Origin of the sequence: Enterobacter sp. Lyrl_3 (assembly GCF_051948675.1) — a bacterium.
GTDB classification, from domain to species: domain Bacteria; phylum Pseudomonadota; class Gammaproteobacteria; order Enterobacterales; family Enterobacteriaceae; genus Enterobacter; species Enterobacter cloacae.
Genome location: NZ_JAYJLI010000011.1, coordinates 23,848 through 50,595, shown reverse-complemented (window position 1 = coordinate 50,595; position 26,748 = coordinate 23,848). Strand labels below are relative to the sequence as shown.

The window sequence follows — 26,748 nt, the reverse complement described above, 5'->3', positions numbered from 1 at the left end:
TACTTTATCTTCTTACAGGTGTAGTCAGTGCACCTTTAACAATGAATGAGAGTCTGTGGTTGGCTATCGGCAAGCATGGAGTCGAACTTGAGCATTCTGCAGCGCATCCCAGTGACCGATGATGATAGCAAAGCCTGTCATGGCGCGATATCAGCAAATTCCTGGAAACATTTCAACCTCTTGACATTTGTTTTGATTTGAGGATTGATTCCTGTCAGGTTGCACAAATGTAAATAAAGAACAATTGACATTGCCGAAACCGTGCGGCGTATCGCACAATAAAGTCAGTTCACACTTCAAAGACCCGTCAAGATGAGCAAACCACTACAAAAACCCACCATTCTGAGTGTTGAAACTGTCGCGAAATCCCGGCTGTTTAATGTCGAAAGTGTGGACCTGGAGTTCAGCAACGGCGTGCGTCGCGTTTATGAACGTATGCGCCCCTCATCGCGTGAAGCGGTGATGATCATCCCCATTGTTGATGACCATCTGATTTTGATCCGCGAGTATGCAGTGGGCACGGAATCTTATGAACTGGGTTTCTCGAAAGGGCTTATTGATCCGGGTGAAACGGTCTTTGAAGCAGCAAACCGCGAGCTGAAAGAAGAGGTTGGGTTTGGCGCGAAAGAGCTATCGTTCCTGAAAAAGCTGAGCATGGCTCCCTCCTATTTTTCCAGCAAAATGAATATTGTGGTGGCTGAAGATCTTTACCCTGAATCGCTGGAAGGTGACGAGCCGGAGCCGCTGCCCCAGGTTCGCTGGCCACTGGCGCACCTGATGGATTTGCTGGAAGATCCTGACTTCAATGAGGCGCGTAACGTGAGCGCGCTGTTCCTGGTGCGGGAATGGCTGAAGGGGCAGGGGCGGCTGTAGTGGCCTAATGCCCCAACCCTCTTCCACGGGAGAGGGAGCAAACACAAAAACGGCAACCCGAGGTTGCCGTTTTGCTTTGGTGTCAGAACAGCTCGTGCGTCTCGCCGTTATCAATAATCTCTGTACCCACCTCATGTACCGCCTGCGTGGTTGGCTGCGTACCTTCGATGAAATACTCCTCACGGCTATTGCCACCGTTGGCTAACTGCCCGGTGCTGCGGTCGATATTGACCGTGACCACGCCCGGCGGTGGCGTCAGCGGCTGCTCCGGCACGCCCTCAAGAACGGATTTCATATAGGCATCCCAGGCCGGTTGCGCACTTTTGGCCCCACCTTCGTAGCCGGAAATCTGATCTTTGATCGCGCCAGACGCCGTGGTGCGGCCTAAATCGCGGCGGTGATCGTCAAAGCCGATCCAGACCGAAGTCACCACGCCCGGACCGTAGCCGGAGAACCAGGCATCTTTCGAGCTGTTGGTGGTCCCGGTTTTACCGCCGATATCGTGGCGCTGTAAATCACGCCCGGCACGCCAGCCGGTACCCTGCCAGCCCGGTTCACCGAAGATGTTGGTATTCAACGCGCTCTTGATCAGGAATGACAGCGGGGTGTTGATCACATGCGGGGCATACTCCTGCGCACCGCTCTGCGCCACCAGCGCCTGGTTTGCCTGTTCCAGCTGTGGCTGCGGCACCACGCCGTTCGGCTGCTCCTGCGACACGGCGACATCTTCCATGTCCTTGTTTTCAAGCACGTCAGACTTCGGCGTATTGCCGTAAATCACCGGAATATCGCACTCCGCACAGGCAATTTTCGGTTTCGCTTCGAACAGCACACCACCCTGGTCGTTTTCGATTTTACTGATGAAGTACGGGTCGATCAGGAAGCCGCCGTTGGCCATGACCGAATACCCCCGCGCCACCTGCAGCGGCGTGAACGATGCCGAGCCTAACGCCAGCGATTCGGTGCGCACGATGTTCTGTGCCGGGAAGCCAAAACGTTGCAGATATTCTGCCGCGTAATCGACGCCCATTGCACGCATTGCACGCACCATCACCACGTTTTTCGACTGACCCAGCCCCTGACGAAGGCGAATAGGACCTGCGTATTCCGCCGGCGAGTTCTTCGGCTGCCAGTCGGAACCGGCACCGGCATCCCAGCGAGAGATCGGCACGTCATTGAGGATACTGGCAAGCGTTAAGCCTTTATCCATCGCCGCCGTGTAGAGGAACGGTTTGATATTCGAACCGACCTGACGCAGCGCCTGCGTCGCGCGGTTGAATTTGCTCTGGTTGAAATCAAACCCACCCACCAGCGCCAGCACGGCACCGTTTTGCGGGTTAATGGAGACCAGCGCGGAGTTGACGTCTGGCACCTGCGCCAGCCACCAGGCATCGCCCACCTGACGCACCCAGATTTGTTGTCCGGTTTGTACGACATCGGTCACTTTGCGTGGCGTTGGTCCCTGTAAGGTGTCAGAGCGGTACGGACGCGCCCAGCGGATCCCGTCCATGCGCAAGGAGACTGAGGTGCCATCCGCAAGCGTTGCAACGGCTTCCTGAGGCGTGGCCTGCGTCACCACCGCAGGCAGCAGCGGGCCGTAGGTAGGCAGCGCTTTCAGCGTACTGGTGATTTTTTTACTGTCCCAGGCGCTTTCGCCCACCTTCCACAGCACGTTGGACGGGCCGCGATAGCCGTGACGCATATCGTAGTCCATCACGTTATTTCTCACCGCATCCTGTGCTGCCTGCTGCCCTTTACGGGTAACCGTGGTGTATACGCGATAACCATCTTCATAGGCCTTATCCCCATAACGGCTGACCATTTCCTGGCGAACCATTTCGGTCAGATACGGGGCAGAGAAGGCGATTTCCGGCGCATGGTAGTTAGCGTCGATGACATCGTTGCGTGCCTGCTCATATTCACTCTGGCTGATGTAGCCTTCGCTCAGCATACGTGACAGAACGACATTGCGACGTGCGGTGGCGCGATCGAGCGAGTAGAGCGGGTTAAACGTGGACGGGGCTTTAGGCAGGCCGGCAATGGTCGCCATTTCGCTTAAGGTCAGTTGCTCCACGGGCTTGCCGAAGTACACCTGTGCCGCAGCACCCACGCCATAGGCGCGATAACCGAGATAGATCTTGTTGAGGTAAAGCTCAAGGATTTCGTCTTTACTCAGCAACTGCTCAATGCGGATCGCGAGGAACACCTCTTTTATCTTACGGATCAGCGTCTTTTCAGGGCTGAGGAAAAAGTTACGCGCCAGCTGCTGCGTAATGGTACTTGCCCCCTGAGAGGCATGCCCGGAGAACAGCGCAACGCTTGCGGCACGGAAAATCCCCACCGGGTCAACGCCGTGGTGCTCGTAAAAACGGCTGTCCTCTGTGGCGATGAAGGCCTTCACCATCACAGGGGGAATTTGGTTTAAGGTCAGCGGGATACGGCGTTTTTCACCGTACTGCGCCATCAGCTCGCCGTCGGCGCTGTAGACCTGCATTGGGATCTGGAGCCGCACATCACGAAGCGTAGCGACATCAGGTAGCTGCGGCTCAATATATTTGTACAAACCATAAATCGAGCCTGCTCCCAGCAGAATGCAACACACTGCAAGGATTAATAAATACTTTACGAACTTCACCGGAGATTTCCCATCTGGTTTCACTTGGGCAGTTTCTAAACAATCGCGCGGTAGTATAAAGGCAAGCCTGATTCATTGATATAGCCGTCACGGCGACGGGCGATAAGGAGATCGTGAAGCATGGCTTTCAAAACATGGCAAACGGGCGTTCATATTCAACAAGATAGGGTGCTGATTGTCGCGCTGGTTCGTGAGCGTCTCAGCTGGTGTCTGCGCCGCTGGTGGGCGATACCGCTGACGGAAGGCATCATCCTCGACGGGAAAATTTGTCAGCCAGAACAATTGCTTGACGCATTACGCGGCTGGCGGCGTACGTTGCCGCATCAGCACCGGGTGTTTCTCTCATTTCCGGCGGCGCGTACCCTGCAAAGATCGTTGCCCCGCCCGGCTATCGCCCTGCGCGACAGCGAACAGCTCTCCTGGCTAGGGGCTGCGCTCTCGCGTGAGCTGGAGATGTCCCCTGATGCGCTGTGCTTCGATTACGCACAGGACACGTTCAGCAACACATTTCATGTCACCGCTGCGCAAAACAAAGAGGTTGAAACACTCCTGACGCTCGCGAAAACGCTGCATTTACGGCTGGTGACGATTACCCCGGATGCCAGCGCGCTGGCAAATTTTCTTCCTGCGGTGGCACCAGCGCGGTGTGTCGCGTGGCGAGACGAACATCAGTGGTTGTGGGCAATGCGCCACCAGTGGGGGCGCCGCTTCGCTACCGAGGCCAAAAGCGTGGCTGAACTGGCGGCACTGCTGGCTCTCGCGCCGGACGATATCGCGCTGTTTGATAGCCAGCGCGACCCGTGGGAGATCGTCTCTCGCTGTCAGCCCCCGCTGCCGGAGTGCGGTGCCGATTATGCCGTCGCGCTGGCGCTGGCCATGAGCGAGGTGCCTGAATGAGCATGACCAATCTTCTTCCGTGGCGACAGCAACGACGCGCGCGCCGCGTGCGATTCTGGGGAGGGCTGTCTGCGGCCACCTGTATTCTGACGCTGGCAACGGTCTTCAGTCTGAGCATGCACGCCCACCTGAAACTGCACGCCCTGCAGGCTGAACTGGCGGGCATGCAGACCGTGCAGCGCGCGCTGTCTTCTCGTCTACCTCTTGCCACACCCGCTCCCACGCGCCAGCCACAGCGTATGGCGTGGCACCCGGTACTGGCGTCACTCTCCGATGCCATTCCGGCGCAGGCCTGGTTCACTGAGCTTCGTTACCAACCGCCCTCTTTGATGATTAACGGCTATGCCTCAGCACTGCCCGCCCTGTCGGTAATGGGTGATGCTCTGCGACAAATAGCCGGTTTTACCCCAGGGTCAGCAGGGGAGATACGGCAGGATAATCACGGGCGCTGGATGTTCACTTTTCAGCTCACAGGCCAGGGGTAACGTGTGAACAGAATATTTGAACGCTGGTGTGAGAGCCGTCGCCGGTACCGGCTCCTGTGCGGTGGGTTGGGCGTTGCCTTGATGTGGGGAACCGCATGGGGCCTGTTCCTGAGGCCGCTTAATTCACAGCTTGCTGCGCTTCAGAAGCAAATGGCCGACGCCATACAGCGCCATGCGACGCACTGGCCTGTCGCCAGCAACGCGCCGCGCCGGACACCTGAGCCTGACGCACGCCCGGTGGTGCGCTTTTCCCCTCTGGATTTTCAGGCTGATGGCGCAACGCTGGTTCACTGGAAACCCTTTCCGGGCGGTGGAGAGCTGGCGCTGGATGCCGAGTGGCCAGCAATCCTGACGGCTTTCGCCCGGCTGGCACAGCAAGATGTCCGGATTGCCGCCTTTACGCTTGCGCCCCAGGGCGCGGCGTTACGTCTGCGAGTGCAACTGGAGCTAGACCATGCGAAATAGCCTGCGCTACCTGCTGGTTTGCTCAGTGCTGTTACTCACCGGGATGCGCGATCCGTTTCATCCGCCCGACGATCCCTGTGCCGTTGGCGAGCTGACGCAGTGGCACTATCGCGGCATGGTCGGCGGGGTTGGCCTGTTGCAGGACGGGAAACAGCGCTGGTATCGCCTGCACTTAGAGGAACGTTTACCGGCGGGCTGGCGGGTCAGCGCAATGAATGAGACGCAACTCGTCATAAACGTGGGTGAAACCTGTGAGCCAGCGCAATGGACATGGCAACGAGAAGGAACGAAAAAATATGAATTTAAGGATAACGCTGCTGTTACTGACGATCGTCACTCCGCTGGCCGCCGCACCGAAGCCGGTCACGCTGGTGGTGGATGACGTTCCTGTGGTTCAGGTCCTGCAGGCGCTGGTGGCGCAGGAGAATCGTAATCTGGTGGTGTCACCCGACGTAAGCGGCACATTATCGCTCAGTCTGACGCATGTTCCGTGGCGACAGGCATTACAGACGGTGATCGCCAGCGCAGGGCTGGTTATGCGCGAGGAGGGCGGCATTTTCTATGTCAATACGGCGGCCTGGCAGCGCGAACAGCAGGAGCGTAACGCACAGGACCGGGCCCGCAGGCAGCTTGAGGCTCCGCTGCTCTCGCAAAGCATTTCGTTTTCATACGCAGATGCCGGGGAGCTGCAAAACGCAGCGGAAAAACTGCTCAGTCCTAAGGGCAGTCTGTCTCTTGATAAACGCACCAACCGGCTGCTGGTCAGGGATAATAAAGCCGTACTGGAGACGCTACAGCGCTGGGCAACACAGATGGATATTCCCGTCGAGCAGGTCGAACTGGCGGCGCATATCGTCACCATCAACGAAAAAAGTCTGCGGGAGCTGGGGGTGAAATGGAATCTTGCCGAGGCCAGCGAAGCGGGCAAGATTGGGCAAATGACAACCCTTGGCAGTGATTTGTCCGTGGCCAGCGCCACCAGCCATGTGGGGTTTAACATCGGGCGTATTAACGGCAGGCTGCTGGATCTGGAGCTGTCAGCACTGGAGCAAAAACAGCAGGTCGATATCATTGCCAGCCCACGACTGCTGGCCTCACACATGCAGCCAGCCAGTATCAAACAGGGCAGTGAGATCCCATACCAGGTCTCCAGCGGGGAGAGTGGGGCCACCTCTGTGGAGTTCAAAGAGGCGGTATTAGGCATGGAGGTCACCCCAGTGGTGCTACCGGGCGGGCGCGTGCGCCTGAAATTACATATCAGTGAAAATATGCCGGGGCAGGTGTTGCAACAGGCTGATGGCGAAACGCTGGCTATCGACAAACAAGAAATAGAGACTCAGGTGGAGGTAAAAAGTGGAGAAACGCTGGCGCTGGGCGGTATTTTCTCGCAAAAGAATAAAACCGGGAGTGATAGCGTACCCGGGCTCGGTAAAATCCCCTGGCTTGGGCAGCTTTTTCGTCATGACGGTAAAGACAACGAACGGCGTGAATTAGTGGTGTTTATAACACCACGTCTGGTGGCTATTCACTGACGGGTAACGATCCCCGCAATGATTTTGCATTCAGTTTGTTGCAGATGTTTGACGTGGGGCATGAATTAGCATACAAGGTGTACCGATTTGAGTTGGACTGACGTCTTGTTGTCTTATGCGTCTGGTGCGGTGATTTAATCAGTTGCCAAACAAGCCGGAGTATTGAGATAATTTTTAGTCTGACTCTCGCTCTATTGCATATGAGGTTTCAGTTCATGTCCTGCTACGCCGGGTGTCTGCGAAGCGGGGATTACCATTAACGAATAGTCTTAGTAGTACCGAAAAAATGGCAGAGAAACGCAATATCTTTCTGGTTGGGCCTATGGGTGCCGGCAAAAGCACTATTGGGCGTCAGTTAGCTCAACAACTCAATATGGAATTTTACGATTCTGATCAAGAGATTGAGAAACGAACCGGAGCTGATGTGGGCTGGGTCTTCGATGTAGAAGGCGAAGAAGGTTTCCGTGACCGAGAAGAAAAAGTGATCAACGAACTCACGGAAAAACAGGGCATCGTGCTGGCGACCGGCGGCGGTTCTGTAAAATCTCGCGAAACCCGCAACCGTCTCTCCGCCCGTGGCGTAGTGGTCTATCTTGAGACGACCATTGAAAAACAGCTGGCACGTACGCAGCGCGATAAAAAGCGCCCGCTGCTGCAGGTTGAAACGCCACCACGCGAAGTTCTGGAAGCGTTGGCCGATGAACGCAATCCTCTGTACGAAGAGATTGCTGATGTGACCATTCGTACTGATGATCAGAGCGCTAAAGTGGTTGCAAACCAGATTATTCATATGCTGGAAAGCAACTGATTCTGGCTTTATATACACTCGCCTGCGGGTAAAAGCATTAAAGGTGGATGTCGCGTCATGGAGAGGATTACAGTTACTCTCGGGGAACGTAGTTACCCTATCACCATCGCGGCTGGTTTGTTTAACGACCCAGCTTCCTTTTTACCACTGAAAGCGGGTGATCAGGCGATGCTGGTCACCAATGAGACGCTGGCTCCGCTTTATCTTGACCGCGTTCGCCACCTGCTTGAGCAGGCAGGCGTGAAGGTCGACAGTGTAATTCTGCCCGATGGCGAGCAGTATAAAAGCCTGACGGTACTGGATACCGTCTTTACCGCATTGCTGCAAAAACCCCATGGTCGCGATACGACACTGCTTGCTCTTGGCGGCGGTGTTGTGGGCGATCTGACGGGCTTTGCGGCAGCAAGCTATCAACGTGGTGTCCGTTTTATTCAGATTCCGACCACCTTACTGTCTCAGGTCGACTCTTCCGTTGGCGGCAAAACCGCGGTCAACCATCCGCTCGGCAAAAACATGATTGGCGCGTTCTACCAGCCTGCTTCGGTGGTGGTGGATCTCGACTGTCTGAAAACCCTGCCAGCACGCGAACTGGCCTCTGGCCTGGCTGAAGTGATCAAATACGGCATTATTCTCGACGGCGAGTTCTTTAACTGGCTGGAAGAGAATATGGATGCGCTGCTGCGCCTGGATGAGGCTAAACTGGCATACTGCATTCGCCGTTGTTGTGAGCTGAAAGCAGAAGTTGTTGCAGCAGACGAGCGTGAAACGGGCTTACGTGCTTTACTGAATCTTGGGCATACGTTTGGCCACGCGATTGAAGCCGAAATGGGTTACGGAAACTGGCTCCACGGTGAAGCTGTCGCTGCTGGCATGGTGATGGCTGCCCGTACCTCCGAACGTCTGGGTCAGTTCAAACCGGAAGAGACGGCACGTATCATCGCACTGCTGGAACGTGCTGGCTTGCCGGTAACCGGGCCGCAGGAGATGTCGGCGCAAGCGTATTTACCCCACATGATGCGCGATAAAAAAGTATTGGCAGGTGAGATGCGTCTTGTACTCCCGCTTGCAATAGGGAAGAGTGAAGTGCGCGGCGGAGTGCCGCACGATGTCGTTCTTGGCGCTATCGCTGATTGTCAGCAGGCGTAACAACTAGAAAGGTCAGGCCACTGTTACCGGTGGTCGTTTAGCTTCAGGCGAAATGCAAAGTCGTAGGCATAAGCCTTTGAGTGGGGTGTTAAATGGATGAATTCAAACCAGAAGACGAGCTGAAACCCGATCCCAGCGATCGTCGTACTGGTCGTTCTCGTCAATCTTCAGAACGTGATAACGAGCCGCAGATCAACTTTGACGATGTTGATCTGGATGCAGACGATCGTCGCCCTTCACGTAGCCGCAATGCGCGTGATGAGCGAGAAGAAGAGGATTATGAGTCCGAAGAAGATTCAATGGACGAAGAGCCAGTAGAGCGTCGCCCGCGTAAACGTAAAAAAGCGGCCGCGCAGAAACCGGCCTCCCGCCAGTACATCATGATGGGACTGGGCGTTCTGGTGCTTGTGCTGCTGATTGTCGGCATTGGCTCCGCGCTGAAAGCGCCTTCCACGAATTCTGGCGAGCAAACGGCTTCCACTGAGAAGAGCATCAACCTCTCCGGTAACGATGCGGCAGATCAGGCAAATGGTGCACAGCCAGCGCCGGGGACCACCTCCGCAGAGCAGACCGCCAGTAACACAACGACGGCGCAGGATGTTTCCCTGCCGCCAGTCTCTTCTACCCCCGCTCAGAATCAGGCACCTGCCACGCCAGAAGGCCAGCAGCGTGTAGAAGTTCAGGGCGATCTGAACAACGCGCTGATGCAGCCGCAAAACCAGCAGCAGGTGGATAACGTCGTGGTGAACTCTACGCTGCCAACTGAACCTGCAACCGTTGCGCCTGTTCGCGGTGGCAACGCTCAGCCACAAACCGCAGCAACCGAAAGCAAGCCGCGTCAGACTCAGACTGCACCACGTCAGGAACGTAAGCAGGCGGTCATTGAACCTAAGCGTGAAACAAAACCTCAGGCTGTGGTAAAAGCACCAGAAGTCAAAGCAACCCCGGCGCAGACGAAACGGACTGAAACCGCTGCGGCAAGCGAGCCCGCAAAAGCGCCAGTGACGCAGACTACACCGAAAGCCACGGCCACCACCACGGCGCCTGCGGCGACAACGGCTCCAGCTGCAACCGCCACTGCATCGGCTGGCACAACCGGTAAAACGACGGGTAACGTCGGTTCACTGAAATCTGCGCCATCCAGTAACTACACGCTGCAGCTGAGCAGTTCGTCCAACTATGACAACCTCAACGGTTGGGCGAAGAAATCGAATCTGAAAAACTACGTGGTTTATCAGACGACCCGTAACGGGCAGCCGTGGTATGTGCTGGTGAGCGGTGTGTATGCTTCTAAAGATGAAGCGAAACGTGCCGTGGCGACACTGCCAGCAGACGTTCAGGCGAAAAACCCGTGGGCGAAGCCCATTCATCAGGTTCAGGCCGATCTTAAGTAATGTTTAAAGCGCAGGATGCTGTCGGAGCTTTCTCCACAGCCGGAGAAGGTGTAATCAGTTAGTCAGCATGAAAAAAAATCGCGCTTTTCTGAAATGGGCAGGGGGGAAATACCCCCTGCTTGATGATATTAAAAAGCACCTGCCTAAAGGCGAGTGTCTTATTGAGCCCTTTGTGGGCGCAGGATCGGTGTTCCTGAACACCGATTTTTCTCGTTATATCCTGGCGGATATCAACAGCGATCTCATCAGCCTCTATAACATCGTCAAACTGCGTACCGATGAGTATGTGGAAGAGGCGCGCAAGCTGTTTACGCCCGAGAACAATCATCCGGAAGTTTACTACCAGCTGCGCACTGAGTTTAACCAGAGCCAGGATCCGTTCCGTCGGGCACTGTTGTTCCTCTATCTCAACCGCCATGGTTACAACGGCCTGTGCCGGTATAATCTGCGTGGGGAATTCAACGTGCCGTTTGGCCGCTATAAGCGCCCTTACTTCCCGCAGGACGAGCTGTATCACTTTGCTGAAAAAGCGCAGAATGCAGAATTCCACTGCCTCTCATATGAAGAGTGTATGGAACTGGCGGGCGTAGACTCGGTGGTTTACTGCGATCCGCCGTACGCCCCGCTTTCTGCGACGGCGAATTTTACCGCCTATCATACCAACAGCTTCAGTCCGGCCGAGCAGGCCCGTCTGGCGGAGATGGCGGAAAAGCTGGTCAGCAAAAGAATTCCGGTGTTAATTTCGAATCACGATACCCCTGATACGCGCGAATGGTACAAAGCCGCGAAGCATTTTCAGGTCAAAGTGCGGCGTAGCATTAGCAGCAACGGCGGCACACGTAAAAAGGTGGACGAACTCCTGGCTCTTTATCGCCCCTGAGCCGTTTTGCCCGCCGGTAAACACATTTCAAGGAGATGCGGATGAAACAGTTTTTGATTGCTCCCTCAATTCTGTCGGCCGATTTTGCCCGCCTGGGTGAGGACACTGCTAACGCGCTCGCCGCGGGTGCGGATGTCGTCCATTTCGACGTTATGGATAACCACTACGTTCCTAATCTGACCATTGGCCCCATGGTGCTCAAGGCGCTGCGTAACTACGGTATTACCGCGCCCATTGACGTCCATCTGATGGTGAAACCGGTTGACCGCATCGTGCCTGATTTTGCCGCGGCGGGCGCCAGTATCATTACCTTCCACCCGGAAGCGTCTGAACACGTTGACCGCACGCTGCAGCTGATTAAAGAAAACGGCTGTAAAGCGGGCCTGGTCTTTAACCCGGCAACGCCGCTGAGCTATCTCGACTATGTGATGGATAAGCTGGACGTTATCTTGCTGATGTCCGTTAACCCGGGCTTTGGCGGGCAGTCATTCATTCCTCACACGCTTGATAAACTGCGTGAAGTGCGCCGTCGTATTGATGAGTCAGGTTATGACATCCGTCTGGAAGTGGATGGTGGCGTGAAGGTGAATAACATTGGTGAAATTGCGGCTGCGGGCGCGGATATGTTCGTTGCCGGTTCGGCAATTTTCGACCAACCGGATTACAAAAAAGTTATAGATGAAATGCGCCGCGAGCTGGCGAAGGTAAGTCATGGATAAATTGCAGGCAACCCGGGGTATTGCATTTGACCTCGATGGCACGCTGGTTGACAGCGCGCCGGGCTTAACGAGCGCCGTCGACCAGGCGCTGTATGCCCTTGAACTGCCCGTCGCGGGCGAAGATCGCGTTGTGACGTGGATTGGTAATGGCGCAGATGTCCTGATGGAGCGCGCCCTGACGTGGGCTCGCCAGGAGCGTGCGTCACAACGTTCCGCACAGGGTAAACCGAGCGTTGATCACGCGGATATCCCGCAGGAAGAACAGCTGCGTATTCTGCGCAAACTGTTTGACCGTTTCTACGCAGAAACCGTTGAAGAAGGCAGCTTCCTGTTCCCGGACGTGAAGGAAACGCTGAGCGCGCTGCATGCGAAAGGCATTCCGCTGGGGCTGGTTACCAACAAGCCGACGCCGTTTGTTGCGCCATTGCTGGACGCGCTGGATATCGCGAAATACTTCACCGTGATTGTGGGCGGTGATGACGTACAGAATAAAAAGCCGCACCCGGAACCGCTGTTGCTGGTGGCAGGAAAATTATCCTTAACACCTGCTGAGCTGCTCTTTGTCGGTGATTCACGCAATGATATTCTGGCTGCCAGAGCGGCGGGTTGTCCCTCCGTGGGGTTAACCTATGGCTACAACTACGGTGAGGCCATTACCCTGAGTGAGCCGGACGTCGTGTTCGATCGCTTCAAAGATTTGTTGCCCGCACTCGGGCTTTCATACAGTGAACATCAGGAATTGAAAAATGACTAAGCCCATCGTTTTTAGTGGCGCCCAGCCGTCAGGTGAATTGACCATTGGTAACTACATGGGTGCGTTACGTCAGTGGGTTAGCATGCAGGATGACTACCATTGCATTTACTGCATTGTGGATCTGCATGCTATTACCGCCCGTCAGGATCCTGAGAAGCTGCGTAAAGCCACGCTGGACACCCTGGCGCTCTATCTGGCCTGCGGGATCGATCCTGAAAAGAGCACCATCTTCGTTCAGTCTCACGTGCCGGAACATGCACAGCTTGGCTGGGCGCTGAACTGCTACACCTACTTTGGTGAACTGAGCCGTATGACGCAGTTTAAGGATAAATCCGCGCGCTATTCCGAGAACATTAACGCCGGTCTGTTTGACTATCCGGTGCTGATGGCGGCTGACATTCTGCTGTATCAGACTAACCAGGTGCCGGTGGGTGAAGACCAGAAGCAACACCTGGAGCTGAGCCGTGATATCGCCCAGCGTTTTAACGCCCTGTATGGCGAAGTGTTCAAAGTGCCAGAGCCATTTATTCCAAAATCTGGTGCACGCGTGATGTCGCTGCTGGAGCCGACCAAAAAGATGTCCAAGTCTGACGATAACCGCAACAACGTTATTGGCCTGCTGGAAGATCCGAAATCGGTGGTTAAAAAGCTCAAGCGTGCCGTGACCGACTCCGACGAGCCGCCTGTTGTGCGCTACGATGTACAGAACAAAGCGGGGGTTTCCAACCTGCTGGATATCCTCTCCGGTGTGACCGGCCAGAGCATTCCTGAGCTGGAGCAGCACTTTGAAGGCAAGATGTACGGCCACCTGAAAGGCGAAGTGGCGGATGCCGTTTCCGGTATGCTGACCGAGCTGCAGGAGCGTTATCACCGCTACCGTAACGATGAAGCCTTCCTGCAGAAGGTGATGAAAGAGGGCGCTGAAAAAGCCAGCGCGCGCGCGTCAGAAACCCTGAAAGCGGTGTACGAAGCGATTGGGTTTGTGGGTAAGCCGTAGGTAAAAGCAAAACGGTAACGGCGTTACCGTTTTAGGGTTTGTACCCTCTCCCTGTGGGATAGGGCCAGGGTGAGGGCATCACGCCGCACTTTTCTAAACAAAAAAACCGGGGAATCCCCGGTTTTTTTACACCTGTAAAACAGCTTACTGCTGTGCCGCCGGGCCACAACCCCCGATGATCTTCGAAATGGAGATCGCCGGGTGCAGCAGGTAATCGTAGCTGCAGTTGTTTTTGGTGTTTTGCACGTGGCCAGTGCAGGCCGTCAGAGTCGATAACAGGCCTACCAGAACGGCAGCTTTAGCCAGTTTGAACATACGCATTCCTTGTCTTAAAAAAACTAAATTGGATGTAACACGAGGGAATAAATGGAAAAGTTCCATTTCGCGGGAGGTATGTTATCGACAGCAGTAACAGGGGAGTAGTCCGGTTAAGGACTACTCGAAGAGGGGAGAATATGCGCTAGTGATTTGAGAACCAGTTGAGTTTATCGCGCAGCTCGACCACGCGGCCGACAATAATCAGCGCCGGGCTTTCAACCTGCTGCGCCAGCTCACCCAGCTGTGTCAGCACGCCATTTACCACGCGCTGCTTAATGGAGGTGCCGTTTTCCACCAGCGCGACGGGCATATCCGCTTCCATGCCGTGTTCCAGTAATTTCGCCTGGATCGTAGCGGCCTGATTCAGCCCCATATAGAAGACCAGCGTCTGCTTTTCGGCGGCCAGGTTGTGCCAGTCCAGTTCGCTGCCGGTTTTCAGGTGCCCCGTTACCAGACGCACGCTCTGCGCGTAATCACGATGGGTCAATGGAATACCGGAGTACGCCGAACAGCCGGATGCCGCCGTAATGCCAGGCACCACAGAGAACGGAATGCCTGCGTTGCACAGGGTTTCCAGTTCCTCGCCGCCGCGACCAAAGATAAACGGATCCCCGCCCTTCAGGCGCACCACACGTTTTCCTTTTTGCGCTTCCCGCAGCAGGATCTGATTAATCTCTTCCTGCGGCACGCAGTGATAACCCGCACGTTTACCCACAAACACCCGGTCCGCATCGCGACGTACCAGATTCATGATCTCATCGGAGACCAGACGGTCATACACAACGGTATCGGCCTGCTGGATCTGCTGGAGTCCTTTCAGCGTCAGTAATCCCGCATCGCCGGGGCCTGCGCCTACCAGCACCACCTCGCCACGATGATCCAGCGGTTCAGAGAGTAACTGCTCGGTCGTCTCTTCAACCGCCTTCACGTCCTGATTGGCCAGCGACTGGGCCAGTCGGTCATTGACGAAGAATTTTTCCCAGAAGCGACGGCGCTCGCCCACGGTCGCGAAGGTTTGCTTCACCCGGGAACGCAGTTGCCCTGCATAGTGGGCAATTTGTCCAAGATGTTGCGGCAGCAGTGCTTCCAGTTTTTCCCGCAGCAGGCGGGCGAGAACCGGCGAGCGGCCACCTGACGACACCGCAATCATCAGCGGTGAACGGTCGATTATCGACGGCATGATAAAGCTGGCTTCTTTCGGCGCATCCACCACGTTGCAGAAGATACGGCGCGCTTCGCAGGCATCGCTGACGCGCTGATTCACTTCATCGTCATCCGTCGCGGCAATAGTCAGCCAGCAGGTATCCAGCAGGGACTCGTTAAACTCCCCCTGATTCAGCGTGAGCATCCCTTCCTTCGCCCAGGCTTCAAACTGTGGTGCGAAGGCGAGGGCGTTAACCGTAAGATGGGCACCTGCCTCTAACAGCAAGCGGGCTTTGCGTTCAGCCACATCGCCGCCACCCACAAGCAGGCAGTCGCGATGGCGTAATTGACAGAAAATCGGCAGGTGGTCCACGACATTACCTCACAGCATTCATGGAGGGGGTAAGAATTGACGTCAGAATAACAGCAGGAATCGCCGGAAACATACGGTTTTTCCTGCCGTTACCCATAAGGGGTCATAAGCCTTTCCTATAGGAAAGGCGGGGGGTTAGGATTTTAACTGCACCTGGCCGTCCTTCACGCGAACGTCGTAGTGCTTCACCGAGTAGCTTTCATCTTCCATGCACAGTCCGTCGCTTAAACGGAAACGCTGTTTTTTCAGCGGACTGGCGACCCACAGTTCACCCTGATGCTCGGCAATCAGCCCGCGGGAGAGGACGCTGGCCTCAAAAAACGGGTCGATATTGCTGATGGCAAAAACCTGTTCGTCGTGGCGAGGGCGGAAAATCGCGACCTGCTCGTTTCCCAGCAGCGCACAGACGCCGGTTGCCGGCAGAATGTCGTTAATGTTGCAGATGTTTACCCACTGGCTCATGCGTTTTCCTCCACCAGCGTCACCGGAATACGTTCATAAGGTGTCGCCGGACGATGCTGTTCGCGCTCTGCTACTACCTGCACGTTCGGGTCGCGCTGGGTGCTGTTGATGAAGTGTTTGAAGCGTGTCTGTGCCGCTGGCGTGTTGACGGTTTCCGTCCACTCGCAAATCACCGCCGCGCGCAGGCGCGCCATCTCCGCTTCCAGATGTTCGTTCAGGCCCAGCTTATCGTCGATGATGACCGACTTCAGGTAGTCGATGCCACCCTCCAGATTATCCAGCCAGGAAGCGGTACGGGTCAGTTTGTCGGCGGTACGGATGTAGAACATCATGAAGCGGTCGAGATACTGAATCAGCGTGTCGTGATCAAGATCGGCCGCCAGCAGGTCAGCGTGGCGTGGTTTCATCCCGCCGTTACCGCAGACGTACAGGTTCCAGCCTTTCTCGGTGGCGATGATCCCCACGTCTTTCCCCTGCGCTTCGGCACATTCACGGGTACAGCCGGAGACGCCGAACTTCATTTTGTGCGGGGTACGAATGCCTTTGTAGCGGTTTTCCAGCTCGACGCCGAAGCCCACGCTGTCGCCCACGCCGTAGCGGCACCAGGTGCTGCCCACGCAGGTTTTCGCCATGCGCAGCGCTTTGGCATACGCGTGACCGGTTTCGAAGCCCGCCTCAATCAGCTGACGCCAGATCTCCGGCAGGTCATCTTTCTGTGCACCAAACAGGCCGATACGCTGGGAACCGGTGATTTTGGTGTAGAGGTTAAATTCACGCGCGATACGGCCCACGGCCACCAGCCCTTCCGGGGTGATTTCACCGCCCGCAGAGCGTGGGATAACGGAGTAAGTCCCGTCTTTCTGGATATTTGCCAGGAAGTTGTCGTTGGTGTCCTGCAGCGGCGTATATTCTGGTTTGAGGATGTACTCATTCCAGCAAGAGGCCAGCAGGGAGCCGACGGTCGGTTTACACACTTCGCAGCCATAGCCCTGGCCGTGCTTGGCCAGCAGTTCGTCGAAGGATTTAATGCCTTCCACGCGGATCAGGTGATACAGCTCCTGGCGAGAGTACGCGAAGTGCTCGCACAGGTTGTTGTTCACTTCGATGCCCTGTTTCGCCAGTTCGGCGTTAAGCACCTGTGTGACCAGAGGAATACAGCCGCCGCAGCCGGTTCCGGCTTTGGTTTCCGCTTTCAGCGCCGCAACGGTGTGACAGCCTTTGTTGATGGCGGAGATCAACATGCCTTTGGTGACGTCGAAGCAGGAGCAGATCTGCGCGCTGTCCGGCAGTTTATCGACGCCGATAGACGGCTTGCCGCTGGAAGCGTGCGCCGGGAGGATCAGCGCGTCCGGATTCTCCGGCAGTTCGATGGCGTTCAGCACCAGTTGCAGCAGGTTGCCGTAGTCGCTGGTGTCGCCCACCAGCACCGCACCGAGCAGGGTTTTGTTGTCCTGGCTGACGATCAGGCGTTTATAGATCTCTTTGCTCTCGTCGAGATAAACGTAGCTGCGCGCGCCCGGCGTGCGGCCATGCGCATCGCCGATGCCGCCCACGTCCACGCCCAGCAGCTTCAGCTTGGCGCTCAAGTCCGCGCCTTCGAAGGCGTTTTCGTTTCCGAGGATATGGTCAACGGCGACCTGCGCCATTTTGTAGCCCGGCGCCACAAGACCGTACACGCGGTTATTCCAGCTGGCACATTCGCCGATAGCATAGATATCCGGGTCGGAGGTCTGGCAGGTATCGTTCACCATGATCCCGCCGCGCTGGGCAACCGCCAGACCGCACTGGGTGGCCAGCTTGTCGCGTGGGCGAATACCGGTGGAGAAGACGATAAAGTCAACTTCGAGCTCGCTGCCGTCGGCAAAGCGCATGGTTTTACGCGCTTCGGTGCCTTCCTGCACAATCTCTTTGGTGTTTTTGCTGGTGTGGACTTTCACGCCCATGCTTTCAATCTTACGGCGCAGCTGATCGCCACCCATGTGGTCCAGCTGTTCGGCCATCAGCATCGGGGCAAATTCGATGACGTGCGTTTCAACGCCGAGGTTTTTCAACGCTCCGGCTGCTTCCAGACCCAGCAGGCCGCCCCCGACCACTGCGCCGCGTTTACTGCGACGTGCGCAGGATTCGATGGCGTTGAGATCTTCAATGGTACGGTAAACGAAGCAATCCTGTGTTTCCGAACCTTTGATAGGCGGGATCCACGGATATGAGCCAGTCGCCATGATCAGCTTGTCGTAAAAAACCGTACGGCCAGCGCTGGAGTGGATCACTTTCTCCTGACGGTTGATGGTGATAGCGCGTTCGCCCACCAGCACTTTTACGCCATGCTTCTCATAGAAACCTTCACGCACCAGAGAGAGCTCTTCGGCGGTATGATGGGAGAAGTAGGAAGACAAGTGCACACGGTCGTACGCCTTGCGGGGTTCTTCACAGAACACGGTAATATCGAACTGCTCAGCGCTGGCTTTATCGAGAAGATCCTCAATAAAGCGGTGGCCGACCATGCCGTTACCGATGATAGCGAGTCTGACTTTGCTCATTTTTGCCTCGATTTCTTTTCTATTACTGCCTACCTTAACGATTCAGCAGGGGCACTTATTGATGCAAATCAAATACGCCTTCGCCTACTCCCTAGGTGGTAGATGTATGAATTGTCAGGATTTTTCTAAGTTATGGAAATCGCTGGCTTTTCGTTGTCGTCGATTTTATGTACAAAAAGAGTGGCTATTTTGGGAAAAACAGGTACTCCTTAATTTCAGCCGCGTTTTTCAGGGGAAAGGTATGTCTACAACACCGCTTTGGCTTGTGCAGAATGTTCGTTTACCGGATCGCGAAGGGCTGTGGCAGATCGCCATCGAGAACGGTCGGTTTGGTGCTATCACGCCCATGGACGAGACTCACAGCGAAAGCTATGAGGTCTTGAATGCCCGCGGCGGACTTGCCATTCCACCGTTTATTGAGCCGCATATTCACCTGGATACCACGCAGACGGCGGGCGAGCCACACTGGAACCAGTCCGGCACGCTGTTTGAAGGGATTGAACGCTGGGCGGAGCGTAAGGCGCTGCTCAGCCATGAAGATGTCAAAGCGCGCGCATGGAAAACGCTGAAGTGGCAAATTGCCAACGGGATCCAGTTTGTCCGCACCCACGTGGATGTCTCCGACCCGACGCTTACCGCCCTGAAGGCGATGCTGGAGGTTAAACAGGAGGTCGCCCCGTGGGTGACGCTGCAAATCGTGGCATTCCCGCAGGAAGGCATTCTCTCTTACCCGAACGGCGCGGCGCTGCTGGAAGAGGCATTAACGCTGGGCGCGGATGTGGTGGGTGCCATCCCGCACTTCGAATTCACCCGGGAATACGGCGTGCAGTCCTTGCATATCGCCTTTGACCTGGCGAAGAAATACGACCGTCCGCTGGATATTCATTGCGATGAAATCGACGATGAGCAGTCCCGCTTTGTGGAGACGGTCGCCACGCTGGCCTATGAAGCTGGCATTGGCGCGCGGGTCACGGCCAGCCACACCACCGCCATGCACTCTTACAACGGCGCGTACACCTCGCGGCTGTTCCGCCTGCTGAAGATGTCGGGTATTAACTTCGTGGCGAATCCGCTGGTGAATATCCACCTGCAGGGGCGCTTTGACGACTATCCGAAGCGTCGGGGCATTACCCGCGTGAAGGAGCTACAGGCGGCGGGCATTAACGTCTGCTTTGGTCATGATGATGTGTTTGATCCATGGTATCCGCTCGGTACCGGCAATATGCTGCAGGTGCTGCATATGGGGCTACATGTTTGTCAGATGATGGGCTACCCGCAAATTGACAGCGGCCTGAACCTGATCACCCATAACAGCGCCCGCACCTTTGGCCTGAGCGATTACGGTATTGAGACGGGTAACCCGGCGAACCTGGTGATTTTGCCTGCAGAGAGTGGGTTTGAGGCGGTACGCTGTCAGGTGCCGGTGCGCTGGTCCATTCGGCAGGGGCGGATTATTGCCACCACGCAGCTGGCGCAGACCTGGATCCAGATGGATAGCGGGGGAGAAGAGATAAGTTTTGCCAGAAACAGCCCCTCTGCGTAGCGCAGAGGGGCGCAGGGATTAGTGCGACGCCGCTGCAGCGTTATGCTGGCGGTGGCGAGTTACAAAGCCCAGGATGAAGCACATGATGAACACCACGGCGTACAGGCCGTTAGCGGTGTGCAGCGCCGCCAGCGGACCGCTGTGGGCGACGATCGGGCCCGTCACCACAAAGGTCAGCATGGTGCCGATGGTGCCGCAGGTCAGGACGAAGTTCACCAGCTTCGGCGAGGCCACTTTGGTCTGCAGGGAGCCCAGGGTGATGATCGACGTATAAATGGCGCTGGAGAAGAAGCCCAGGGTCAGAATGAACCACGGCATGTGGTCCGGGGAACCGTTGATGAACAGATACATCAGCACGGTAGCCAGGCCTGCCAGCACGGTCAGGATGCGCTGCAGATCGAAGAAGCGCAGGATGAAGCTAAACGCCCACATGCCAAACATGTAAGACATCCAGAAATCGCTCACCAGTTTACCCGCGTCGTTCAGGCTCATGCCCAGACCTTTGGCGTATTCCGGCACCCAGGAGATAAAGCCCAGTTGACCCAGGATGTAGCACAGTGCGGCAATGGAGAGGAACAGTACGCCGATACCCCATTTCTCTTTCGCCACAGGCTCTGCCGTGGTCTGTGCTTTTTTACCCAGAACCGGGAATTCGCAGCCGAAGGTCAGGATGAAGATGGCCACGTAAACCAGGCCGATACAGGCGTAGACCCAGTACCACTCAATGCTGCGCGCCAGCAGAACGGCCGCGACCATCGGGAAAATCATCCCGGCCATGCTGAAGAAGGAGTCGGTAAACAGCAGGCGCGCGCCGCGCTGACGGCCTTCATACATATGGGTAATCAGGAAGGTACCAATCGACATGGTGATCCCGCTGACCAGACCGAGCACGAACATGGCGGCGGAGAACAGGGCGATGCTGTGGCTCAGCATCAGACCCGCCACGGCGGCGACCATCAGCACAAAACCAAAACGCAGCTGCGTTTTCAGCGGAACAATTTCCATCAGCCAGGCATTCAGGAAAATGGAGATCAGGATCCCCGCGTTGAGGAAGGTGAAGGTGTTACTCATGCTGGAAACGGGCAGCTGGAAGTAGTCTGCGATATTTCCCATCACCATCCCGGTGACGATCACCAACGCGCCGGTCAGGGCGTAGGAGAAGAAGCTGATCCATGTGAGCTTGATACGATTGCTGTTAGTCATGTCTGGCCTGTTCAGGAAAAGAAAAGCGCCGGATAGGCGCTGAGAGCGGGCAGATTTTAGTCGTGAAAGTGATCCATTCATATCTTTTAAAGAAAATATGAGCTTCATTGCAGGTTTTTATGTGATCGCGATCACATAAAATTGCGTCATAACCAATCGTTTGCGCGGTAACAACTGTTTCAATTTCGTAAAATTAGGTAAAAGGCTGGTCTCCGTTCATACTGCTCTTTAGAATCAAGCCATTCGCTTTTTATACTGCGCTTTGTTAAGGAATTCTCATGCTCAAATCAACACTGGCGGCTGTCGCAGCTGTGTTTGCTCTTTCTGCCGTTTCCCCGGCTGCGCTGGCAGCAAAAGGGGACCCTCATGTTCTGCTGACCACCTCCGCAGGGAATATTGAGCTGGAACTGAATAGCCAGAAAGCCCCGGTTTCTGTGAAAAACTTCCTCGACTACGTAAACAGCGGCTTTTACAACAACACCACCTTCCACCGCGTGATCCCAGGCTTTATGGTGCAGGGCGGCGGTTTCAACGAGCAGATGCAGCAGAAACAGCCGAATCCACCGATCAAAAACGAAGCGGACAACGGCCTGCTGAACACCCGTGGCACCATCGCCATGGCGCGTACGGCGGATAAGGACAGCGCTACCAGCCAGTTCTTTATCAACGTGGCGGATAACGCCTTCCTCGACCACGGCCAGCGTGACTTCGGCTATGCGGTGTTTGGTAAAGTGGTAAAAGGGATGGACGTGGCGGACAAGATTTCTCAGGTACAGACCCACGACGTTGGGCCATACCAGAATGTACCATCCAAACCGGTCGTGATCCTCTCTGCAAAAGTACTGCCGTAATCCTCTTTGACACGGGCGCGTCTCGCCCGTGTTGTTAGCCCTCCCTGCGAAAGCGCGTTTTGCTGCTTATACTTTGGCAAACGGACATATTCAGGGAGGCGTTAAGTGAAAAAACTCACCGATAAGCAAAAATCCCGTCTCTGGGAGCAGCAGCGTAACGTCAATTTTCAGGCCAGTTGTCTCCTTGAAAAGGGTCATGGTCCTTCAGATCCCCAGATTGAGACGCTGGAACTTGGGCCTTCAGCGCCTGGGTTGCCCCATCTGTGCCTTATTCACCGCCATCTGTATCGCAGAGAGATGAAACGGGCAGGTGAATACCGTACGGACGATATTTTCAAAGGGGACATTCCTTTTTGCCATTTCGAATACATTGAGAAGATGGGCAATGAATTGATGTCGGCACTGGAAAGCGACCGGTACCTGGTGGGTCTTCAGAAAGAGGAGTTTATCGAGCGGATAAGCCATTACTATTGTGAAATCAATATGCTGCATCCTTTTGCGAGCGGTAATGGCATTGCGCAGCGTGTTTTCTTTGAACAGCTGGCGATCCATGCGGGTTACCTGCTGGACTGGCGCGATATCGATCCTGAGCAGTGGGTCGCGGCTAACCAGAGCGGCGCAACGGGAGATTTGTCCGCCCTGAACGCTATCTTTGCCAAAGTAGTGAGCGAAGCGCGGGAATCTGAGTAGAATAGGGCGGCATTTTTTTCGGGAGCCGCCATGATTCTGCTGATTGATAACTACGATTCCTTCACCTGGAACCTTTACCAGTATTTTTGTGAACTGGGTGCAGAGGTGGTTGTCCGCCGTAACGACGACATCAGCCTGACCGAGATTGACGCGCTGGCCCCAAAGAAAATCGTTATCTCGCCGGGGCCGTGTACCCCATCGGAATCGGGAATCTCTCTGGATGTGATCCGCCACTACGCTGGCAGGCTGCCGATTCTTGGCGTCTGCCTTGGCCATCAGGCCATCGGGCAGGTGTTTGGCGCCACCATCGTCCGCGCTGCCAGGGTGATGCACGGTAAAACCTCACCGGTTACCCACACCGGCACGGGCGTGTTTAGTGGGTTAAATAACCCGTTAACCGTCACGCGCTACCATTCTCTGGTGATTGACCCGCCGACGCTGCCCGACTGCTTTGAGGTGACCGCCTGGAGCGAGACGCAGGAGATCATGGGCATTCGCCATCGTGAATGGGATCTCGAAGGGGTGCAGTTCCACCCGGAGAGTATTCTCAGCGAACAGGGGCACCAGCTGCTGGCTAATTTCCTCAATCGCTGAATATCTGTTGCCTTGCTGTGATTTTTTATGCATATTTTGTGATTATATTTTCACAATCAATGTGACATAAAATGGATGGTCATGACATGGCAACTGAACAATCTGCAATTACCCGCGCGACATTCGATGAAGTCATTCTGCCGATTTATGCACCGGCCGAGTTTATCCCGGTAAAGGGAAAAGGCAGCCGCGTCTGGGATCAGCAGGGGAAAGAGTACGTGGATTTCGCCGGGGGGATTGCGGTGACGGCGCTGGGGCATTGCCATCCTGCACTGGTCGAGGCACTGAAAACCCAGGGCGAAACCCTGTGGCACACCAGCAACGTCTTTACCAACGAACCGGCGTTGCGCCTGGGGCGCAAGATCATTGACGCGACTTTCGCCGAGCGCGTGCTGTTTATGAACTCCGGGACCGAAGCCAACGAAACCGCCTTCAAGCTGGCGCGCTACTATGCTTCCACACGCCACAGCCCGTACAAAACCAAAATCATCGCTTTCCATAACGCTTTCCACGGTCGTTCACTGTTTACCGTTTCCGTTGGCGGCCAGCCGAAGTATTCCGACGGCTTTGGTCCGAAACCCGCCGATATCATTCATGTGCCGTTTAACGATCTGCATGCGGTGAAAGCGGTGATGGATGACCATACCTGCGCGGTCGTGGTTGAGCCGATTCAGGGTGAAGGCGGCGTGACGGCGGCAACGCCGGAATTCCTCAAAGGGCTGCGCGCGCTGTGCGATCAGCATCAGGCGCTGCTGGTGTTTGATGAAGTCCAGAGCGGGATGGGGCGTACCGGCTCCCTGTTCGCCTATATGCACTACGGCGTGACGCCGGATATTCTGACCAGCGCCAAAGCGCTCGGCGGCGGCTTCCCGGTCAGCGCGATGCTCACCACCCAGGAGATCGCCTCCGCGTTTCACGTTGGCTCTCACGGCTCCACCTACGGCGGAAACCCGCTGGCCTGCGCCATCGCCGGTGCGGCGTTTGATATCATCAATACGCCGGAGGTATTAAGCGGCGTTCAGGCGAAGCGCGAGCTGTTCGTGAAACATCTGCAGCAGATCGACGAAACGTACGACGTCTTCAGCGAGATCCGTGGCATGGGACTGCTGATTGGCGCAGAGCTGAAGCCGCAGTACAAAGGCCGCGCACGCGATTTCCTGCACGCCGCTGCTCACGAAGGGGTGATGGTGCTCAACGCCGGCCCGGACGTGATGCGCTTTGCGCCGTCGCTGGTGGTCGAAGAGAACGATATTGAAGATGGATTGACCCGCTTTGCCGCGGCGGTCGCGAAGATCGTTAAAGGCTAATACTCGGTTCGTTTTAACCGCCGCGTTAACCAGATGCCGTGATGCGGACGCTGACGCCATGCCACCGACGAAATGGTGTGCATGATGTTCAGATGCCCCAGAATGCGCTGTAGATGCTGCTCCAGGGTGCTCATTGGCCCGTGGGTGAGCGTTTCCGGCGCTTCCAGAATGTTCGAATCCCCCGATTCACCCGGCGCGTCATACTCCAGACGCTGCTGACACCGTTGCAGGGCAATCTCACACGACTGCAAATAGCGCTGCGCCAGGTCCGGCGTCAGCATGGTATGTTCACGCGCCAGCGTGGTCATCGCGTTGATATGTTCGACGATGAACTGGCTGTGCGTTACCCAGAGCTTCATATCCGCCAGATAGTGCGAGTTAAAGCCGGGCTCCTGCATCGCCTGATTCAGCGAGTTGAACAGAGCGTTATGCGCCTGGTTGACCTTCATCCGCTGATACGCCAGCGGGGAGGGCTGCGGATCGTCGCTCAGGATCAGGCGGATAGCCTGCTGGTCGGCCTCCAGCGCGTCGTGGGCGTTCTGCCTGAGCAGGCCGCTTTGCCATTGTGGCCACAGCCAGACCATACCACCAAAGGCAATCAGACAGCCAATCAGGGTATCGATAAGCCTGGCGACAATAAACTGTTCGCCATTGAGCGTAAGCAATTGCAGGGTGTATACCGCCGTGACCGTAAAGCCCACCATCGCCCAGCCGTAGTTTTTGCGGATGATCAGGTAGCTCACCAGGGTAATCAATAGCATGCCTGCCAGCGTATAGCCTTCCGGCACGTGGAAGTGCAGCGTTACGCCCGCGATAATCAACCCCGCCATGGTTCCGCCCGCCCGGTGCAGAATACGCACTCGCGTGGCGCCGTAGCCGTTCTGGGTAACAAACAGTACCGTCATTAATATCCAGTAGGGTTTGGGCAGATGCAGCGCCATGCCCATCAGGCTGGCGATGCTCAGCATCACGCTAATCCGGGCGGCGTTGCGCAGGGCGGAAGATTTAAACGAGAGATAGCTTTTAAGCGCAGGCAGCAGCGGCAGGCGCTTTTGCTTATCCGCCATCAGATCGCGGGGATAGAGCGGGCGCTGGGTACGCAGGACGCGGGCAATACGGCTGAAGTGCCAGGCGGCAAACTGGCCTACCGGGTTATCCTCGTGCTGGCGGGCGATTTTCTCCAGTGCGCCGAGCTGCTTGTCCATATTAAAGCGGGTGGGGTAGCGGTGATAAAGAATGTCGTCGGCCAGTACCCGCAGGCGTGCGGACACGGTCTGCGCGTTCCAGCGGATCACCGCTTCGGCATGGCTGCGCTCCACCAGCTTTTGCACCTCCTTCGGGTGGTGCAGGCTCACGGAGATATGCTCCTGCAGATCCAGCCCCACCTGAAAGGTGCGCAGCAGCCGTTTATATTCGTGGTTCTTGTTGGCGGCCAGCATATGCAGCTGCTGGTAGCACTGGCTTATCAGATCCACCACCTTCTGCTGGCGCGTCAGCAGCGGCGGCAGCGATTTTTCCGGGTCGGTATGCTGGGTCAGCAGTGTGTATTTGGCTTCGCAGTACTCCGCAAGCTGGACATAGAGCAGGCTCAGGGATTCACGCAGCGGCTGTTCCCGCCACAGCCAGAACCAGAACCAGTTAAACAGGCCATACCATAGCGTACCGAGGGCGTAGATCAGCAGCGGCTCCCACACTGGCATATTACCTGCGAGACTCAGGGTAAAGATGGCCGCGATGAGTGAGGCGGGCAGTAACCGCGCGTGCAGCGAACTGATTTCGGCGGTCACCCCCAGCGTCATCGCCAGCACGCTCAGGATCAGCGGCAGCGGAATATCGCGGGCCAGCAAAAGCTGCACGGCCAGGCTACACCCGGCAAACAGCGAACCGCCGATAATCAGACGTTTGAAAAAACGCTTATGCGGGGTGTCGAGACCGGCAATGTTGCAGCAGGCGGGAACCAGTGAAAACAGCAGCCCCTGCTGAAGATGCCCAAGGATCAGGCCCACGGCCACAGGAAGGCACAACACCAGCGTTTGTCGCAGTGCGTAGTTAACTTCCGGGTGATAAATCAGCCTGCGCCACATGGGGAGTAGAGACAAAAACGGCGTGACACCTTGCGATGGCACGCCGTTTTATCGG

The 26,748-nt window shown here is 56.1% G+C and carries 25 protein-coding genes; 18 read left to right on the top strand and 7 right to left on the bottom strand.

Annotated elements, in window-relative coordinates; all coding sequences use genetic code 11:
• The first annotated feature begins 312 nt into the window (after nucleotides 1–312).
• Complete coding sequence (nudE, locus tag VF709_RS18030) at nucleotides 313–873, top strand: ADP compounds hydrolase NudE (RefSeq protein ID WP_029882167.1); 561 nt, start codon at nucleotides 313–315, stop codon at nucleotides 871–873.
• Nucleotides 874–955: 82 nt separating this feature from the next.
• On the opposite strand, the gene mrcA is transcribed toward nudE, so the two are convergent.
• Nucleotides 956–3,508 carry a peptidoglycan glycosyltransferase/peptidoglycan DD-transpeptidase MrcA gene (gene mrcA, locus VF709_RS18025; protein ID WP_013099079.1) on the bottom strand — a complete coding sequence of 851 codons (2,553 nt, stop codon included), beginning with the start codon at nucleotides 3,506–3,508 and terminating at the stop codon, nucleotides 956–958.
• 120 nt (nucleotides 3,509–3,628) lie between these two features.
• On the opposite strand from mrcA, the gene VF709_RS18020 reads away from it, so the two are divergent.
• The 12 genes from VF709_RS18020 to trpS all read left to right on the top strand — a co-directional run bounded on the left by VF709_RS18020 (nucleotide 3,629) and on the right by trpS (nucleotide 13,585).
• Entirely contained in the window at nucleotides 3,629–4,405 is a 777-nt protein-coding gene (locus VF709_RS18020; protein ID WP_045902153.1) for a hypothetical protein, read from the top strand.
• Nucleotides 4,402–4,890: a PilN domain-containing protein gene (locus VF709_RS18015; protein WP_048972496.1), complete on the top strand. Its 489-nt coding sequence runs from the start codon at nucleotides 4,402–4,404 to the stop codon at nucleotides 4,888–4,890. Before VF709_RS18020 ends, VF709_RS18015 begins: the two co-directional genes overlap by 4 nt.
• A gap of 3 nt (nucleotides 4,891–4,893) precedes the next feature.
• Nucleotides 4,894–5,355: a HofO family protein gene (locus VF709_RS18010; protein ID WP_149896859.1), complete on the top strand. Its 462-nt coding sequence runs from the start codon at nucleotides 4,894–4,896 to the stop codon at nucleotides 5,353–5,355.
• Nucleotides 5,345–5,737 (top strand): HofP DNA utilization family protein, encoded by a 393-nt coding sequence (locus tag VF709_RS18005; RefSeq protein WP_038420742.1) that lies wholly within the window; start codon nucleotides 5,345–5,347, stop codon nucleotides 5,735–5,737. The genes VF709_RS18010 and VF709_RS18005 overlap by 11 nt, the downstream gene beginning before the upstream one ends.
• Nucleotides 5,652–6,887, top strand: coding sequence for a DNA uptake porin HofQ (gene hofQ / locus VF709_RS18000; protein ID WP_114519299.1), 1,236 nt, complete (start codon nucleotides 5,652–5,654; stop codon nucleotides 6,885–6,887). The genes VF709_RS18005 and hofQ overlap by 86 nt, the downstream gene beginning before the upstream one ends.
• A 286-nt stretch (nucleotides 6,888–7,173) precedes the next feature.
• Nucleotides 7,174–7,695, top strand: a complete 522-nt coding sequence (gene aroK, locus VF709_RS17995) for a shikimate kinase AroK (protein WP_003861630.1) — start codon at nucleotides 7,174–7,176, stop codon at nucleotides 7,693–7,695.
• 57 nt (nucleotides 7,696–7,752) lie between these two features.
• Nucleotides 7,753–8,841 (top strand): 3-dehydroquinate synthase, encoded by a 1,089-nt coding sequence (gene aroB / locus VF709_RS17990; protein ID WP_029882162.1) that lies wholly within the window; start codon nucleotides 7,753–7,755, stop codon nucleotides 8,839–8,841.
• 92 nt (nucleotides 8,842–8,933) lie between these two features.
• Nucleotides 8,934–10,235, top strand: a complete 1,302-nt coding sequence (gene damX, locus VF709_RS17985; protein WP_149896860.1) for a cell division protein DamX — start codon at nucleotides 8,934–8,936, stop codon at nucleotides 10,233–10,235.
• Nucleotides 10,236–10,302: 67 nt separating this feature from the next.
• Nucleotides 10,303–11,115, top strand: a complete 813-nt coding sequence (gene dam, locus VF709_RS17980; RefSeq protein ID WP_149896861.1) for an adenine-specific DNA-methyltransferase — start codon at nucleotides 10,303–10,305, stop codon at nucleotides 11,113–11,115.
• A gap of 41 nt (nucleotides 11,116–11,156) precedes the next feature.
• Complete coding sequence (gene rpe / locus VF709_RS17975) at nucleotides 11,157–11,834, top strand: ribulose-phosphate 3-epimerase (RefSeq protein WP_008503032.1); 678 nt, start codon at nucleotides 11,157–11,159, stop codon at nucleotides 11,832–11,834.
• Nucleotides 11,827–12,588, top strand: coding sequence for a phosphoglycolate phosphatase (gene gph / locus VF709_RS17970; protein WP_029882160.1), 762 nt, complete (start codon nucleotides 11,827–11,829; stop codon nucleotides 12,586–12,588). Before rpe ends, gph begins: the two co-directional genes overlap by 8 nt.
• A complete protein-coding gene (trpS, locus tag VF709_RS17965) occupies nucleotides 12,581–13,585 on the top strand; it encodes a tryptophan--tRNA ligase (protein ID WP_013099067.1) in 1,005 nt (334 codons plus the stop codon). The genes gph and trpS overlap by 8 nt, the downstream gene beginning before the upstream one ends.
• 144 nt (nucleotides 13,586–13,729) lie before the next feature.
• Here trpS and VF709_RS17960 read toward each other — a convergent pair whose 3' ends face one another.
• The 4 genes from VF709_RS17960 to nirB form a co-directional block, all read right to left on the bottom strand.
• A complete protein-coding gene (locus tag VF709_RS17960; protein WP_008503029.1) occupies nucleotides 13,730–13,900 on the bottom strand; it encodes a YhfL family protein in 171 nt (56 codons plus the stop codon).
• A 145-nt stretch (nucleotides 13,901–14,045) separates the two neighbouring features.
• Nucleotides 14,046–15,419, bottom strand: a complete 1,374-nt coding sequence (gene cysG / locus VF709_RS17955; protein WP_149896862.1) for a siroheme synthase CysG — start codon at nucleotides 15,417–15,419, stop codon at nucleotides 14,046–14,048.
• A 135-nt stretch (nucleotides 15,420–15,554) separates the two neighbouring features.
• Nucleotides 15,555–15,881, bottom strand: coding sequence for a nitrite reductase small subunit NirD (nirD, locus tag VF709_RS17950; RefSeq protein ID WP_148790466.1), 327 nt, complete (start codon nucleotides 15,879–15,881; stop codon nucleotides 15,555–15,557).
• Nucleotides 15,878–18,421, bottom strand: coding sequence for a nitrite reductase large subunit NirB (gene nirB, locus VF709_RS17945; RefSeq protein ID WP_440232105.1), 2,544 nt, complete (start codon nucleotides 18,419–18,421; stop codon nucleotides 15,878–15,880). Before nirB ends, nirD begins: the two co-directional genes overlap by 4 nt.
• A gap of 241 nt (nucleotides 18,422–18,662) precedes the next feature.
• Here nirB and VF709_RS17940 point away from each other — a divergent pair, with 241 nt between their 5' ends.
• Nucleotides 18,663–19,964, top strand: coding sequence for a cytosine deaminase (locus VF709_RS17940; RefSeq protein WP_029882157.1), 1,302 nt, complete (start codon nucleotides 18,663–18,665; stop codon nucleotides 19,962–19,964).
• A gap of 18 nt (nucleotides 19,965–19,982) precedes the next feature.
• Here VF709_RS17940 and tsgA read toward each other — a convergent pair whose 3' ends face one another.
• Nucleotides 19,983–21,167, bottom strand: coding sequence for an MFS transporter TsgA (gene tsgA, locus VF709_RS17935; RefSeq protein WP_013099062.1), 1,185 nt, complete (start codon nucleotides 21,165–21,167; stop codon nucleotides 19,983–19,985).
• Nucleotides 21,168–21,445: 278 nt separating this feature from the next.
• On the opposite strand from tsgA, the gene ppiA reads away from it, so the two are divergent.
• The 4 genes from ppiA to argD all read left to right on the top strand — a co-directional run bounded on the left by ppiA (nucleotide 21,446) and on the right by argD (nucleotide 24,609).
• On the top strand, nucleotides 21,446–22,018 hold the full coding sequence (ppiA, locus tag VF709_RS17930) for a peptidylprolyl isomerase A (protein WP_013099061.1): 573 nt from the start codon (nucleotides 21,446–21,448) through the stop codon (nucleotides 22,016–22,018).
• Nucleotides 22,019–22,123: 105 nt separating this feature from the next.
• Entirely contained in the window at nucleotides 22,124–22,708 is a 585-nt protein-coding gene (locus tag VF709_RS17925) for a putative adenosine monophosphate-protein transferase Fic (RefSeq protein WP_013099060.1), read from the top strand.
• A 30-nt stretch (nucleotides 22,709–22,738) separates the two neighbouring features.
• Nucleotides 22,739–23,302 (top strand): aminodeoxychorismate synthase component 2, encoded by a 564-nt coding sequence (gene pabA, locus VF709_RS17920; protein WP_013099059.1) that lies wholly within the window; start codon nucleotides 22,739–22,741, stop codon nucleotides 23,300–23,302.
• An 86-nt stretch (nucleotides 23,303–23,388) separates the two neighbouring features.
• Nucleotides 23,389–24,609, top strand: coding sequence for a bifunctional acetylornithine/succinyldiaminopimelate transaminase (argD, locus tag VF709_RS17915; RefSeq protein ID WP_187170876.1), 1,221 nt, complete (start codon nucleotides 23,389–23,391; stop codon nucleotides 24,607–24,609).
• On the opposite strand, the gene VF709_RS17910 is transcribed toward argD, so the two are convergent.
• Nucleotides 24,606–26,693, bottom strand: coding sequence for a YccS/YhfK family putative transporter (locus tag VF709_RS17910; protein WP_440232147.1), 2,088 nt, complete (start codon nucleotides 26,691–26,693; stop codon nucleotides 24,606–24,608). The genes argD and VF709_RS17910 overlap by 4 nt on opposite strands.
• Nucleotides 26,694–26,748 lie beyond the last annotated feature (55 nt).